This is a genomic window from Bdellovibrio sp. CKG001 (assembly GCF_055397465.1).
Genome location: NZ_AP029173.1, coordinates 3,040,734 through 3,053,639, shown reverse-complemented (window position 1 = coordinate 3,053,639; position 12,906 = coordinate 3,040,734). Strand labels below are relative to the sequence as shown.

Genomic DNA, 12,906 nt, shown 5'->3' with positions numbered 1-12,906 from the left:
AATCCCACAGGAATTTCAAACTAGCGAAAGCGCGCGATCATGAAGAAGTATAAGCCCAAATCCGGTGAAAAAATTGAACGTCACGAAGAAGAGATCCCGCCCAAGGTCGAGCTTCCTTTTGAATTCTCTCCTGAACACTATCCTGTTTTGCTTCAGGAAGTGTTGGGGGCCTTCTATCCTCTAAGACACAAAAGTGAATTGAGTTACTTCGATGGGACCTTTGGGCGCGGTGGCCACTACATGGCGATGAAGTTTGCCTACCCCCAGATCAAAGCCACGGTCATGGACCAAGATCTGGCAGCTATTGCCTACGCGCAAACCCGCTTCCAGACTGAAGTCGAGAAGGGCCAGTTAAAGATAATCCACGGTAATTTCTCGCAGTTTTCAGAACACAATCTAAATAACTTTGATATGATGCTCTTAGATCTAGGTGTGAGTTCTCCGCAATTAGACCAGGGGGAACGAGGCTTTAGTTTTTATAACGATGGCCCCCTGGACATGCGAATGAACCAACAGCAGGGATTGACGGCTGAGGTGCTTATTAATACGGCTTCTGAGGATGAACTCATTCGAATCTTCAAAGAGTACGGCGAGGTCTATCGCCCTTCCAGAGTCGTACGTGCGATTGTTCACGATCGCAAAACCAAAGCATTTCAGACAACGAGCGCCCTGGCAGGCCTGATTGAGCGTGTGGATGGGTGGCAGGTAAAGGGTCATCATCCGGCGACCAAGTACTTCATGGCTTTGCGGCTGGCAGTGAATTCCGAGCTGGAGGTGGTGGCCGAGTCCTTGCCGAAAATGATCCGGGCGTTGAATCCGGGCGGTCGTTTGGCAGTGATTTCCTTCCACTCATTGGAAGATCGAATTGTTAAGAATATTTTCCGTGCCTCTGAGGATATGGGGCGCACGGTAACTAAAAAAGTAATTGTTCCCACTCAGGAAGAGTGTGACAGAAATTCTCGCTCGCGATCTGCGAAATTGAGAATCTTCGAGAGGAGTGCTCAGGATGAGCAAGGAAAACTTTAAACAGCTAAAACCGTTCTTCAGCATCCTACTTATCATTTCCACGCTGTTTTCCATCGTCTTCCTGCAAATGGAGGAACGTCGCATGGGTTACAGCGTTCTGAAACTGACCCGCGAACACAAAAAAGTCTGGGAAGAAAAGCGCACCAAAGAAATTGCTCTGGCGAAAATCACTCGTCCGCAGTTGCTGGATTCCGTGGCGCAGCAGAAGTTTACACTAAAAAAAGTACAGGCAAATCAGATCATTCATCTTGGCGGTCCTTTGGCCAGCGACATGAATTCTGTATCTGAAAAAGGTATCGCAAAAAAGGATCTGTAGTTTGAAATCACGTATTGTTGTCATCTTCGTAGGGATTCTGGTTCTGTGGTCCGCGCTGGCGATGCGTGCGGCTTATCTGCAATTTTTGCCAAATGATCGTCTGAACTCTTTGCAGAACCGTCAGTTTCAAACCAAGGTTTCATTGCCGGCCCGTCGCGGGGCGATTGTCGACAGCAATGGCCGGGATCTGGCGATGTCGGCGGCGGCATATTCCTTGTACGCCGATCCGAAAATTCTGGAAAATCGCAAACAGGTGGCTAAGAAGTTAGCGAAAGTTCTGAACCAATCACCAGAATCCATTTACAGCAAAATCAAAGACGGCAGTCGTCGCTTTGTGTGGATTCAGCGCATGTTAGAGCAGGACAAAGCCGATGAAATCAAATCCTGGGACATTCGTGGTTTGTCCTTTGTTGAAGAATGGCGCCGGGTTTATCCGAATGAAACCCTGCTGGCTCAAACCTTGGGCTTCCTGGGCAGTGAAGGTCAGGGGCTTGAGGGTTTGGAGCTCAGTTATAATCAGGCTCTGACAGGAAATAAGAAAAAAGTGATGGTGAAGCGTGATGCCCGTGGCCGTCCCTTGATTAATGACGGTCTGATGTTCATTGAAAATCCGGAAGGAAGTGAACTGAAGCTGACCGTGGATTCTGATCTGCAGTATCGGCTTGAAAGTGAATTGGCCAATGCCGTTTCCACCTTTGAAGCCGACCATGCGGTGGGCGTGATTCTGGATGCCAAGACTTCTGCGGTCCTGGCGCTGGCGTCGGCTCCGACTTTTGATGTGAATAAAGCCGCCAAAGCCCCGGCAGAATATCGTCGCAATAAGATTGTCACTGACGCCTTTGAGCCAGGCTCTACGATGAAGGCCTTCGTGATTGCGGCGGCATTGCGCGATGGACTGATTCAGCCGAACAGCAAGTTCTACTGTGAAAAGGGAAGTTTCAAAGTGGGTGATCGTATCATCCGGGAAGCTGAAACCAGAGAAAAGTTTGAAGATCTGACGGTGTCAGAAATCCTGGCAGTGTCTTCCAACGTTGGTACAACCAAGATCGCCTTTAAAATGGGGCAGGAACGACTTCGTCAGGGCCTTTTGGATTTCGGCTTTGGCCAGCGTTTGGGTGTGGATCTTCCGGGCGAAGCACGCGGGATGGTGCAGGCTCTTCCCTGGAGACAGCATTTGCTTAGTAATATCTCTTTCGGTCACGGTATTTCCACCACACCATTGCAGATCGCCAACGCGTTTGCGGCGATTGCCAACGGTGGTGTGTTGAACACGCCTTACATCGTTCAGTCCATGCGCGATGCCGAAACCGGGGAACTGGTGGAAACTCAGCCTAAACCCATCCGCCGAATTCTTTCCCCAGAGCAGGCCGCTCAGATGCGGGCCATGTTGGTGGGGGTTACGACGAAGGGTGGAACCGGCGGCAATGCCCGTGTTGATGGTTTCATGGTGGCGGGTAAAACTGGGACAGCTCAGAAGGTCAACCCCAATGGCCGAGGTTACTTGAAGGGTGTTTATGTATCCAGCTTTGGCGGATTTATTCCTGCGAATGATCCCAAATTTGTGATCTACATCGCTGTGGATTCTCCGCGTAAGTCCTATTATGGTTCGACAGTGGCGGCGCCGGTGTTCTCGCGAGTCGCCTCCTATGCGGTTCGCAAAGAGGGCATTGCCCCATTGCCGCTGGCCGAAGAATCGACAGTGAATCCGAAAACACGCAAGATCGCCGCGGAAAATCCAAAACCGGCCAAAAAAGTGACTGTGGCGCCGGCAATCATCACGGCAGCCGAGTTGGATAAAGTGACTGAGGTGGCCACCGGTGAAACAGTTCCCAATCTTCTGAACATGAGCACTCGCGAGGTTCTTCGTCGGGTCAGCGGGCAGGATTTGAAGGTGAAATTTGTGGGGCAGGGACTGGTCAGTGATGTGCAGCCTGTTCCGGGATCACAGCTTCCGGAAAACAAGGAAATCACGGTGATCTTGAAATAAAAAAAAGGACTCGCAAGAGTCCTTTTTTATTTTACCAAAGGCCTTCTTCCTTTAGTTGCTCAATGGTCAGCTCTTTGGCGTAGCGGCTTCCGAATTCGCCATTTTCAACATCCACGGTGTCCGTGAAATTTGTGGCAAAGACATATTGATGATCTTTGGTGGTGAGTGTCCCGACAAACCAGCCGATACGGCGTTTCAGTGTCGAGTCGGTATAGCCAGAGCCGGTTTTTCCGCTGAATTTATTCCCTGTTGGCGTGGTTTCCAGGAAGATGATTTTTTTGGTCAGGTCTTGGGATTGTTTACTGGCTGGAAGTTTGTCGTACAAAAGTTTTTTCAAGAAGTCGGTTTGCTGAAAGGCGGAAATTTTTAGGGAAAATCCTTTTTCTTCGTTAATAAACGAAGCCGGTGTCAGCCAGGCTGTTTTGATTCCACCGGAAAGATCCTGATTTCCATAGTCGAATTTGCGCAGATAGTTTTGCAGCTTCTCATAGCCCAATTTTCCGGTCAGAACCTGTGAATACCAAACCGTGGAATTTTTCATCCAGGACGCCGCCGTTTGATCCTGATTCCAGGCTTCGATGGAATGCTTTTGTCTATTCCACTTAAATTTGGTGGTTTCATTTTTTAATATTCCAGAATCAAAGCCCATCACCGCCAGAGGCACCTTGAAGGTGGAGCAGGCCGGAAGCTGGATGTTGCAGTTTTCTTCGTTCACGGACTTTTGAATCTGTCCTGTTTGTGCATCAATCAGCAAAAAACACACAGCCTTGCCGGGATACGGATCAGCTTTGACCGGCGGAGCCGTGGCAGCGGCTTTGCCTACGGGGGCCGGAGATGAGCACCCTGCAGTCAATATGAATAGTGAAATTAGAAGATTTCTTTTCATGTCAACTCCTTGAGAGGTTTCAGCGTCTCATAATTCCATTTAAAGGTCTCGCATATTCCTGTCTGAAATTCGGAAGTGAAGGAAACTCCGTTGGATTTTCAAGGGTTTATAGCGGTGTTTGGATTTTGCTGGAAGGCTTGCGCAGCAGCAAAATTAGCCATGCAATCTTGTTGCTATCAAAGGAGCTTTGCATGAAAGTGTCGTCTATGGAATTTGCCGTCAATCCGCAGGAAAATCAGCTCAAAAAATACTTCAATCTTCCCGGATTCCGACGTGGTCAGCAGGAGATTATTTCTGCCGTTCTCTCTGGTCGCGATGTTTTGGCGGTGCTGCCGACAGGGGGCGGAAAGTCCTTATGTTATCAGTATCCCGCCGTGGTCATGCAAAAACTGGTGATTGTGATTTCGCCACTGATCGCCCTTATGAAGGATCAGGTGGCTTCTTTGCGCCGTTATGGCATTCCTGCAGGGTGTCTGCACTCAGGGCAATCAGATGACGACAAGCGTGAGGTCTTCGCGGAGATCAACAAGGGCGGGGCCTTCGTGCTGTACTTGTCGCCAGAGCGCGCGCAGAAAGAGGGTTTTCACCGCTGGGTGCAGGCTCGTCAGGTGGGGCTGTTTGCGATAGACGAGGCTCACTGCGTGTCGCAGTGGGGGCATGATTTCCGTGAAGAGTATGCTCAACTGGGTATTTTAAAAAAGCTCTGCCCGGATGTTCCGGTGCTGGCATTGACGGCTTCGGCGACGCCGACTGTTTTGGATGATATTTCCAAACAATTGCAGCTTAAAAAGCCCGAACGCATGGTTCACGGATTCTATCGTTCCAATCTGTTTTATCAGGTCGAGCTATGCGAAGACGAAGAGGCGAAGATGGCCTTGTTGCTTCAAGGGATCAAGCAGACACCCGAGGGGCGTATTATTGTCTACTGCGGTACGCGCAAGGTCACGGAAAGTATTGCGGCTTTCCTGCAAAAAAAGTTCGGTGCACAGGTGGGCTTCTATCATGCCGGGCTGACTTCAGAGCAGCGCAACTCGACTCAGGAGGCCTATGCTGAAGGCAAGTTGCGCATTCTGGTGGCGACGAATGCGTTTGGTATGGGGATCGACCAGCCGGATGTGCGTTTGGTCATTCACTTCCAGATACCGGCGAATATCGATGCCCTTTATCAGGAAATGGGGCGTGCCGGTCGTGATGGGCAGGAATCCACCTGTCTGACTTTGTATGCAAAGAAAGACAAGGGCTTGCAGTCGTATTTTATTCACAGTTCAGAGGCTCCGGATCATATCAAGGATGCGCGCTGGAGAAACCTGGACGCCTTGGTGAATTACTCTGAAGGTGGTGAATGTCGCCATGCTGAGATTCTGACTTATTACAAGGATTCCCAACGTATCGAACGTTGCGGGCACTGTGACAGTTGTGATGCCCGTTCCAGTCGGAAGGTTCAAAAAGTGATCACACCGCTGGAAAAGCTGGATATCGCTGTTGAAAAAATCAAAGCCGTTGCGAAACCGAAAAAAGCCAAGGGCGGGGCCCAGGATATTGTTTTGGACGAAATGCAGGAGCAGCGTCTGGCACAGCTAAAGCGCTGGAGAAAAGAAAAAGCCAAAGAGCTGGATGCTCCGGCCTTTGTGGTCTTCAGTGACCAGACCCTAAGGCATCTGGCACAGAAGAATCCGCGCAATCTGGATGAGATGAGAAACATCTATGGTATCGGAGACGCCAAGCTGGAAAAGTTTGGCTGGGATGTCCTGGCAGAGCTGGGTCAGCACAGATAGATCCTGTGGTTTCAATTAGCAGTACTTGATAACCGGGGCTGGTGAATCCCCCGGGGCTCGCCGATCATAGGGTATGAGCACTTCTTTTCAGCGGGAACAACTGGTAGAAAAACTAAAAGCAGCATTGAACTCTTTAGTCGAAGCGGACGCCGCCTGGCTGGGGGGCTCGCGTGCAACGGGCAGCGAGGATGTCTATTCAGACACCGATATGGTCGTCGTATCATTGCATCCAGAGCGGATCTTTCAGGCGGTGGAAGACACGTTGCAGAGCCATTATGGTCTTGAGCGCATCTGGCCTGTCACAGGGCCTGCCATGTGGAAAGGTTTTGTTCAGAAGTTCTATATTCTGTCAGGCACACCGGACTTCTACTATGTGGATTTCGGTATCTTTGTGACGGATCAGGCGCAGGATTTGGCAGAGTTCTTTAATCAGGATCGGCATGGCAAGGCTGATATTCTGTGGGATAAGTCCGGCATCCTGCAAAGAGCCTCCGCCCTGACCACCTTTGAGAAAGCAACGCCACTTGGTCCACTTCAGCAGGCCCATTTTGAAGTTCTGTACAGGACTTTTTTGAAGGAATCCCTGCGCGGCAAATACATCGACACATACTTGTTTTATCAACGCCTTGTGGGGATGTTTGTTCAGTCACTGCGTTTGCGTCACAGTCCTCAGAAACATGATTTTGGTTTGCGCTATCTTTATAAAGATCTGCCGTTATCGGACTCACAGCGGATCGAGGCTATTTTAAAAGCCAGTGCGGATATTTCCAGTATGCAGAAGTGTGCCGCGGAAATGAGAAAGGAGTACCTGCGATGAAAATTCTGATTATGGGTGGAACCCGCTATTTCGGCCGCCGTCTTGTTCATAAGCTGCTTGAGAAAAACCATGAGGTCACCGTGCTTTCGCGCGGGAATGTGCCGGATGATTTTGGCTCACGAGTGCAGCGTTTGAAAGCTCATCGCGGGGATGAGGCGGCGATGTCGGCCGTGTTGGCGGGACACACTTTTGATGTTGTGGTGGATCAGGTCTGCATGACCGCTCACGATGCAGAGTTGTCGGTGAAACTGTTCGCTGGAAAAATTTCTTATTACCTTATGACCTCAACCATGTCGGTTTATGATTTTGCCGCCAATCTGCCGGAATCGGCCTTTGATGCCAGATCTTATCGGCCTCGCAAGGCGACAAATCCGGCTGAACAGTACGCCGAAGGAAAGCGCGCGGCAGAGCATGTTTTTACGACTCAGACGGCCTTCCCGGTAGCTTGTGCGCGCTTCCCGGTTGTTGTGGGTGAAGATGACTATACCGAACGCCTCCTGGGGCAGGTGCGGGCGGTGAAAAATGGAGAGGCGATCTACTATCCTAATTTGGATGCTGAGTTTTCTTTTATCACCTCCGAGGATGCAGCCAGAGCTTTGTTGTGGTTGCTGGAAAATAAAAAGACCGGCCCCTACAATTTTGCGTCGGCTGATGCCTTTTCACTCAGGGACTTGATTCATAAAATTGAGGTTGTCACCGGAACATCGGCCAGACTCTTATCGCAGGAAGGTGGGGGTGTCGGCTCACCCTTCGGCATCCCATCAAGCTGGTACATGAATGTGGACAAGGCGTCACGGGAAGGTTTTACGGCCTCTTTGCATCAGCAATGGTTGGTGCCTTTGCTGCAGACTTATTTTTCAAAGCTGTAGCTTTTCGCGCAAACGGAAGATTTGCGGATAGAAGGCTTCCAAAGTATCAATCGATCTTTGCATCTCAGGGGCATAACATTCGTCGTACTTCATGTAAGCCTCCGAGCAATTTAGAAGATTCCATTGATAGGCCAGGGATTCTGCAAGACTCAGACGATAGTGCTCCTTCTGAGTTGACGGCGACGTGGACTCCAGTGCTTCCTTGATACGCAGGGAACTGAACTTCTGCAGCAGCTCGGTGTTGATCTTCTTTGTCAGTTCGGACTTGTTCTGGACGGTCTGCAATGTCCCGATAAATATCAGGAATTCTTTCAGGCGACGAACGCTGTCGTCTGATTCAAATTCGGTTTGCTGCGCTAATACCTGGGCTGGGTCCTGGCAGCGGTAAGCCTTGGCCTGGGCGCTTTCTTTATTATCAATCTGACTGAAAAAGATGGATTCTTTCACCGCGTGCAAAAGATATTTTCCCGGCGCGGGATCGCCAAAAACTTCCTGATGTTTGCTGCCATACAGGCTGTTTTTTTCCAGGATGTTCTTCGCGCTTACGGCCACAGCGGTGTGAATCAAATGGCCATCTTCGCTGTAAGTCAGCAGTGTCAAGGGTTCGAGATTGTTTAAACTTAAAGGGACTTCCTGACAGTGGTATTTCAGATGGTATTTGATTTCCGCGCTGGAAGCGTAAAGTGGTGTGTCGGTGTAGCCCAAGGCCCGCAGGGAGGTGTTGAAGCAATTGGGGCCGTCTTGATAAGAGCTCATCTTTGCCAGGGCTGAGGCCTTCTCCGCAACGCCGAAAGCATGACCCGTTGAGGTCCAAGCGAAAGTCAGAATAAGGCAGGCTAAAAGGCGTTTAAGCATAGAGGCTTTTAACAGCAAGCTCGGTGCCACGATCCCTGAGGTCCTATTGATTCTGGCCCCCCAGGGTGTCAAAGTCTTCGACAGAGCGGTTACGGCAAGGTCACCGAGTTGAGATAGTCGCCGATTTTCATCAGAACCGGCATCGGGATCTCATGGCCTCCGCGGAAGCCCACCAAGGAACCTTTCATACCGTTTTGGTTCAAAAGGGTCTCAAGTTTCTGTGCCTGCTTAAAACCCAGAACGGCATCGTATTCACCGTGGCTTTGGAAGAATCTTTGGCCCGCACGCTGGGGAACGTACTTCTTCCATTCATCCTGATGCACCAAAGTGCCAGACATGATCACAAGTCCCGCCGGGGTTTCCGGGGCACGCAGATAAAGCTCGGTCGCCAGCATGGCGCCCTGACTGAAGCCACCCAGAACGATTTTGTTCCATGGAACTTTCAGCTGTTTAATCATTTCCATGGCCATGTCATAAGCCTTGGACATTCCTTTGGGAGTGTCATTGCTGAAGTCGCGATGCTCACCGCGCTCTTGTGCGCGCTGAATCTCCATCATGTCAATCGACCACCAGGCGCGCCCCGTCCAAGCCGGGCCAATCGGGACTTCCAAGATTCCATTTGGGAAAAGCCAGTTGAAGGGTTTCTTGGTGGAAATGATTTCTCCCAGCGAAAACAGGTCGTTGGCGTCAGCGCCATAGCCGTGGAAACAGATGACCCAGGGCGCATCGTCGTCGCGATTTATTTCTTGGCAATGTATTTTTCCGAGTTGTCTCATATCTGAGTCCTAAGTTACTCTTAGTGCGTGAAACTGCAACATCTCTTTTCCATTCTTCCGGGAATTCCTGAAAACGCATTTGCTCATATCGAAGTGACAGGGGTTTTCAATGACGCTCGTCTGGTGACGCCGGGCTCGGTCTTTGTTGCCATTCGTGGCAGCAAGTTAGACGGTCACAGTTTTTTGCCGGATGCGGTTGCCAAAGGCGCTGCTGCTCTTGTCGTGGAGGACCGCAGTCAGGTTCCGGCGGAATTTGCAGGCGTCGTCCTGCAGGTTGCCAACTCACGCGAAGTCCTGGATATTTTGGCCAGTCGGTTTTATTGGGACCCGGGGCAAGAGTTGTTCTGTGTCGGCGTGACCGGGACCAATGGAAAAACGTCAGTGACTTACATGACCGAAGCCATTTTGAATCATGGCAAAATTCCCACTGGAGTGATCGGGACTGTGAATCATCATTTGGGTGAAAAAGTCTGGCCGTCAGAGATGACCACGCCGGATCCGGTGTTCCTGCAGCGCCGCTTGCGCGAGTTCCGGGCCGAAGGGGCCCTGGCAGTGGCGATGGAAGTTTCCTCTCATGCCTTGGATCAAAAGCGCGTGGACAGTGTTCCCTTTAATACGGTGATTTTCACTAATTTGACCCGCGATCATTTGGATTATCACCATACGATGGAAAATTATCTTGAGGCCAAACAGCGTCTGTTCACGGATCTTCTGTGGAAGACTCACAAGCGTCCTTGTTTTGCCATCATCAACACAGCCGACAAGTATGGCCGTCGTTTGCGCGTGGCTGACCCCGCGGTGCTTTGGACCTATGGTGCCAAGGACTCGGACATTCGCTATGAAATTATCAAAATGGACTTTGCGCTGACACACTTTAAAGTCTGGACTCCGATGGGGGAAAGCGAAGTGAAGCTGCCAATGTCAGGTGTTCACAATGTGATGAATGCGCTGGCGGCGCTGGGCGCGGGGTTGTCGGCCGGTCTGCCCTTGAGTGTCTGTGTCGAAGCTTTAAATTCATTCACGGGTGTGCCGGGTCGATTGCAGTCAGTGCCGAACAATAAGGACCTTTCAGTCTTTGTCGATTATGCCCATTCTCCGGACGCCTTGGAAAATGTTCTGACTTCGTTGAACAAGGTTCGCGAAAGTCTGCAGTCAGAAGCTCGCATCTGGACTATCTTCGGTTGTGGTGGGGATCGTGACAAAGGCAAGCGTCCGTTGATGGCGCAAATGGCATTGAAGTATTCAGACGAAGTTGTCATCACCTCGGACAACCCGCGTACGGAAAATCCGGAAACCATAATTCAGGATATTCTGGCCGGGGTCGCAGGCGGTGAAAAAAATAAAACCACAACGATTGTGGATCGCAAAGAGGCGATTCATGAAACTTTGAAGAAAGCTCGCCGCGGGGATGTGATTCTGATCGCAGGCAAAGGGCATGAGGACTATCAGATTATTGGGACTCAGAAATTCCCGTTCAGCGATGTGAAAGTGGCCGAAGAGGCCTTGCAAGGAAGGTAGTGCGATGAGAGCAATGGATCTGCAAACAATTGTCAAAGTCACAGGTGCCAAAGTTCTAAGTCAAAAGGATACGCAGTTTTCCGGCATCGGCACCGACACTCGCATGAACCTGCAAGGTCAGCTGTTCATCGCTTTAAAAGGCGAGGCCTTTGATGCCCACAGCTTTGTGGATAAAGCGGTGGAGCAGGGGGCTGCGGCACTTCTGGTGCATAATGAAAGTCCCTTGGTGGCCTCTTTAAAAAGCAAAGTCACGATTCTTCTGGTGCCCGATACGCTGAAGGCCCTGCAGCAACTGGGGAATTGGGCTCGTCATGAGTCCTCAGCGCGCATTGTGGGGATCACCGGCTCTAACGGGAAAACCACAACCAAGGAATTTACGGCCGCTCTGGTGGGTTCAGTGATGGACGTTCACTACAACAAAGGCAGCTTCAACAATCATTGGGGCGTGCCTTTCACACTGTTGCAGCTTCATCCCAAAAAAGATGTCGCCATCGTGGAAATGGGGATGAATCACGCCGGTGAGCTGACCGAACTTGTGCACATTGCTGAACCTGACGTCGTTGTCTGTACAATGGTGGGGCGTGCGCACATGGAGTTCTTCGGAACAATTGAAAAGATCGCCGAAGCCAAAGAGGAAATCTATGAGGCGGCCGGTGACAAGACCATTCGTATCTACAACCTGGACAATGCGCAGACCCACAACATGTATGTCAAAGCGCGCGAGAAGTTCCCGAAGGCCCGGATTTTGACGTTCTCTTCTGAAGACCCTCGCGCGGATGTGCATCTGATGATCTCTTCGATGAACATGAACGAGATTTCAGTCAAAGGAAGCATTGGGGGTGTTGAAAACACCGCGCGCATTCAGGTTTTCGGTGCGCAAAATCTGACCAATCTGATGGCGGCAGCTTCTATCGGTCTGGCGGTGGGATTGACTCCGGAACAGGTGTGGGCGGGACTTCCAGCTTGCAAAACGAACTGGGGTCGCAATCAGTTGGTGCATTTAAAATCCGGCGCGCAGATGATCTTTGATGCCTATAACGCCAACCCTGACAGCATGAAGGCTTTGATCGACAATATGAAATTGTTGTCCGTGCAAGGGCGCAAAGTGGGGGTCTTCGGTCAAATGCGCGAACTGGGACCGGCGTCAGCTGCATTGCATGAAGAGTTGGGCACTTGGGTGGGGAAAGCCGGTTTTGATAAGGTCTATTTTATCGGCGAGGATGCGGAGGCCTTTTCCAAAGGCCTGTCCAGTGCCGGGTATAAGAATCCGTCGTGGGTTGAAAAAGACTACCAGGAAAGTGCGGGTCAGGATCTCGCAAAGTTCCTGAAAAAAGACGACATTGCCGTCGTAAAAGCCTCGCGTGGAACCAAGCTGGAACGCTTCGTGTTTCCTTGTGAACCTTTGGACTTCGCAGAAAAGCAATAATCCAAAGGTTCCCGCTTCTTTTTTAGACGCCTGTTTGGCCGACCAGATAGGCGGTTCTTTGCAGAAGGGGATTTACGAACAAATCCCCCAGAACCCAAGGGGCGTCCGAAGATTCATCTTTTTTTAGAATTTGATCCAATAAAACCAGCATGTCCTCTGAAGTCACGATGCCGACGACTTCTTCTTCTTTAGTGATCAGAAATGCAGAAACTTTTTCTTCGATCATGGCATCGACCACACTTTTCATTGGCGCTTCAATAGGGAAAGTCTTAATCGGAGAAGTCATCAATTGAGACACCGGAGTGTCGGGGTTGGGAGAGCGCAGAAGATCGCGCTCAGAAAGCATACCGATGATATAGTCCTCATCTGTATCCATCACGGGCAAATGGCGAATCCAATAGTTATTCATCAGACGAAGAGCTTCGGCTGCCGGGGCATCTTTGTTCACAGTGATCAGCTTTCTTGTCATATGGTCTTTCAGAGCAATTTTCACAACGACCTCCTTAGATGTACTCAGTCTAGCACTTCCTGAGGTTAAGAACATGACCTGTGTCATCTATCAGAGATTATATAAAACCAAGTGAAATCATATACTTAACAAGTTTTCCTTGATTTTAGGCTGGCGAATGTGCTAAATCCTTTAAGTTCCTGAAAT

General features: G+C 50.3%; 12 protein-coding genes. 8 read left to right on the top strand and 4 right to left on the bottom strand.

Annotated elements, in window-relative coordinates; genetic code table 11:
- Window positions 1-39 precede the first annotated feature (39 nt).
- From rsmH to ACZ50P_RS14340, 3 genes are read left to right on the top strand one after another with little or no spacing between them, the layout of a single operon-like run.
- Window positions 40-1,026, top strand: coding sequence for a 16S rRNA (cytosine(1402)-N(4))-methyltransferase RsmH (gene rsmH / locus ACZ50P_RS14350; RefSeq protein ID WP_464118388.1), 987 nt, complete (start codon window positions 40-42; stop codon window positions 1,024-1,026).
- The gene (locus tag ACZ50P_RS14345; protein ID WP_464118386.1) at window positions 1,007-1,342 is read left to right on the top strand and encodes a histidine kinase; all 336 of its coding nucleotides are present in this window, start codon (window positions 1,007-1,009) and stop codon (window positions 1,340-1,342) included. Before rsmH ends, ACZ50P_RS14345 begins: the two co-directional genes overlap by 20 nt.
- Window position 1,343: 1 nt before the next feature.
- On the top strand, window positions 1,344-3,329 hold the full coding sequence (locus ACZ50P_RS14340) for a penicillin-binding transpeptidase domain-containing protein (RefSeq protein WP_464131956.1): 1,986 nt from the start codon (window positions 1,344-1,346) through the stop codon (window positions 3,327-3,329).
- 31 nt (window positions 3,330-3,360) lie between these two features.
- Here ACZ50P_RS14340 and ACZ50P_RS14335 read toward each other — a convergent pair whose 3' ends face one another.
- On the bottom strand, window positions 3,361-4,215 hold the full coding sequence (locus ACZ50P_RS14335) for a penicillin-binding transpeptidase domain-containing protein (protein WP_464131954.1): 855 nt from the start codon (window positions 4,213-4,215) through the stop codon (window positions 3,361-3,363).
- A 191-nt stretch (window positions 4,216-4,406) separates the two neighbouring features.
- Between ACZ50P_RS14335 and ACZ50P_RS14330 the strand changes: the two genes are divergently transcribed.
- From ACZ50P_RS14330 to ACZ50P_RS14320, 3 genes are all read left to right on the top strand, one after another.
- A complete protein-coding gene (locus ACZ50P_RS14330; protein WP_464131952.1) occupies window positions 4,407-5,990 on the top strand; it encodes a RecQ family ATP-dependent DNA helicase in 1,584 nt (527 codons plus the stop codon).
- 73 nt (window positions 5,991-6,063) lie between these two features.
- Window positions 6,064-6,807 (top strand): hypothetical protein, encoded by a 744-nt coding sequence (locus tag ACZ50P_RS14325; protein WP_464131950.1) that lies wholly within the window; start codon window positions 6,064-6,066, stop codon window positions 6,805-6,807.
- On the top strand, window positions 6,804-7,676 hold the full coding sequence (locus tag ACZ50P_RS14320; RefSeq protein WP_464131948.1) for an NAD-dependent epimerase/dehydratase family protein: 873 nt from the start codon (window positions 6,804-6,806) through the stop codon (window positions 7,674-7,676). The genes ACZ50P_RS14325 and ACZ50P_RS14320 overlap by 4 nt, the downstream gene beginning before the upstream one ends.
- Here the strand turns inward: ACZ50P_RS14320 and ACZ50P_RS14315 are convergent.
- Both ACZ50P_RS14315 and ACZ50P_RS14310 read right to left on the bottom strand, forming a co-directional pair.
- Entirely contained in the window at window positions 7,665-8,531 is an 867-nt protein-coding gene (locus ACZ50P_RS14315) for a hypothetical protein (RefSeq protein WP_464131946.1), read from the bottom strand. The two genes, ACZ50P_RS14320 and ACZ50P_RS14315, sit on opposite strands and share 12 nt — an antisense overlap.
- Window positions 8,532-8,620: 89 nt before the next feature.
- Window positions 8,621-9,307 carry an alpha/beta hydrolase gene (locus ACZ50P_RS14310; RefSeq protein WP_464118377.1) on the bottom strand — a complete coding sequence of 229 codons (687 nt, stop codon included), beginning with the start codon at window positions 9,305-9,307 and terminating at the stop codon, window positions 8,621-8,623.
- A gap of 27 nt (window positions 9,308-9,334) precedes the next feature.
- On the opposite strand from ACZ50P_RS14310, the gene ACZ50P_RS14305 reads away from it, so the two are divergent.
- Both ACZ50P_RS14305 and ACZ50P_RS14300 read left to right on the top strand, forming a co-directional pair.
- Window positions 9,335-10,825 (top strand): UDP-N-acetylmuramoyl-L-alanyl-D-glutamate--2,6-diaminopimelate ligase, encoded by a 1,491-nt coding sequence (locus ACZ50P_RS14305; protein ID WP_464131944.1) that lies wholly within the window; start codon window positions 9,335-9,337, stop codon window positions 10,823-10,825.
- Between the two features lie 4 nt (window positions 10,826-10,829).
- Window positions 10,830-12,251, top strand: coding sequence for a UDP-N-acetylmuramoyl-tripeptide--D-alanyl-D-alanine ligase (locus tag ACZ50P_RS14300; RefSeq protein ID WP_464131943.1), 1,422 nt, complete (start codon window positions 10,830-10,832; stop codon window positions 12,249-12,251).
- A 22-nt stretch (window positions 12,252-12,273) separates the two neighbouring features.
- Here the strand turns inward: ACZ50P_RS14300 and ACZ50P_RS14295 are convergent, their stop codons facing one another.
- Complete coding sequence (locus tag ACZ50P_RS14295) at window positions 12,274-12,744, bottom strand: CBS domain-containing protein (RefSeq protein WP_464118374.1); 471 nt, start codon at window positions 12,742-12,744, stop codon at window positions 12,274-12,276.
- Between the last annotated feature and the right edge of the window lie 162 nt (window positions 12,745-12,906).

Excerpts from the sequence above, each read along its gene's own strand:
- rsmH (WP_464118388.1), top strand. The coding sequence starts at position 40 with ATGAAGAAGTATAAGCCCAAATCCGGTGAAAAAATTGAACGTCACGAA.
- ACZ50P_RS14345 (WP_464118386.1), top strand. The coding sequence starts at position 1,007 with ATGAGCAAGGAAAACTTTAAACAGCTAAAACCGTTCTTCAGCATCCTA.
- ACZ50P_RS14335 (WP_464131954.1), bottom strand. The coding sequence starts at position 4,215 with ATGAAAAGAAATCTTCTAATTTCACTATTCATATTGACTGCAGGGTGC.
- ACZ50P_RS14330 (WP_464131952.1), top strand. The coding sequence starts at position 4,407 with ATGAAAGTGTCGTCTATGGAATTTGCCGTCAATCCGCAGGAAAATCAG.
- ACZ50P_RS14325 (WP_464131950.1), top strand. The coding sequence starts at position 6,064 with ATGAGCACTTCTTTTCAGCGGGAACAACTGGTAGAAAAACTAAAAGCA.
- ACZ50P_RS14320 (WP_464131948.1), top strand. The coding sequence starts at position 6,804 with ATGAAAATTCTGATTATGGGTGGAACCCGCTATTTCGGCCGCCGTCTT.
- ACZ50P_RS14315 (WP_464131946.1), bottom strand. The coding sequence starts at position 8,531 with ATGCTTAAACGCCTTTTAGCCTGCCTTATTCTGACTTTCGCTTGGACC.
- ACZ50P_RS14310 (WP_464118377.1), bottom strand. The coding sequence starts at position 9,307 with ATGAGACAACTCGGAAAAATACATTGCCAAGAAATAAATCGCGACGAC.
- ACZ50P_RS14300 (WP_464131943.1), top strand. The coding sequence starts at position 10,830 with ATGAGAGCAATGGATCTGCAAACAATTGTCAAAGTCACAGGTGCCAAA.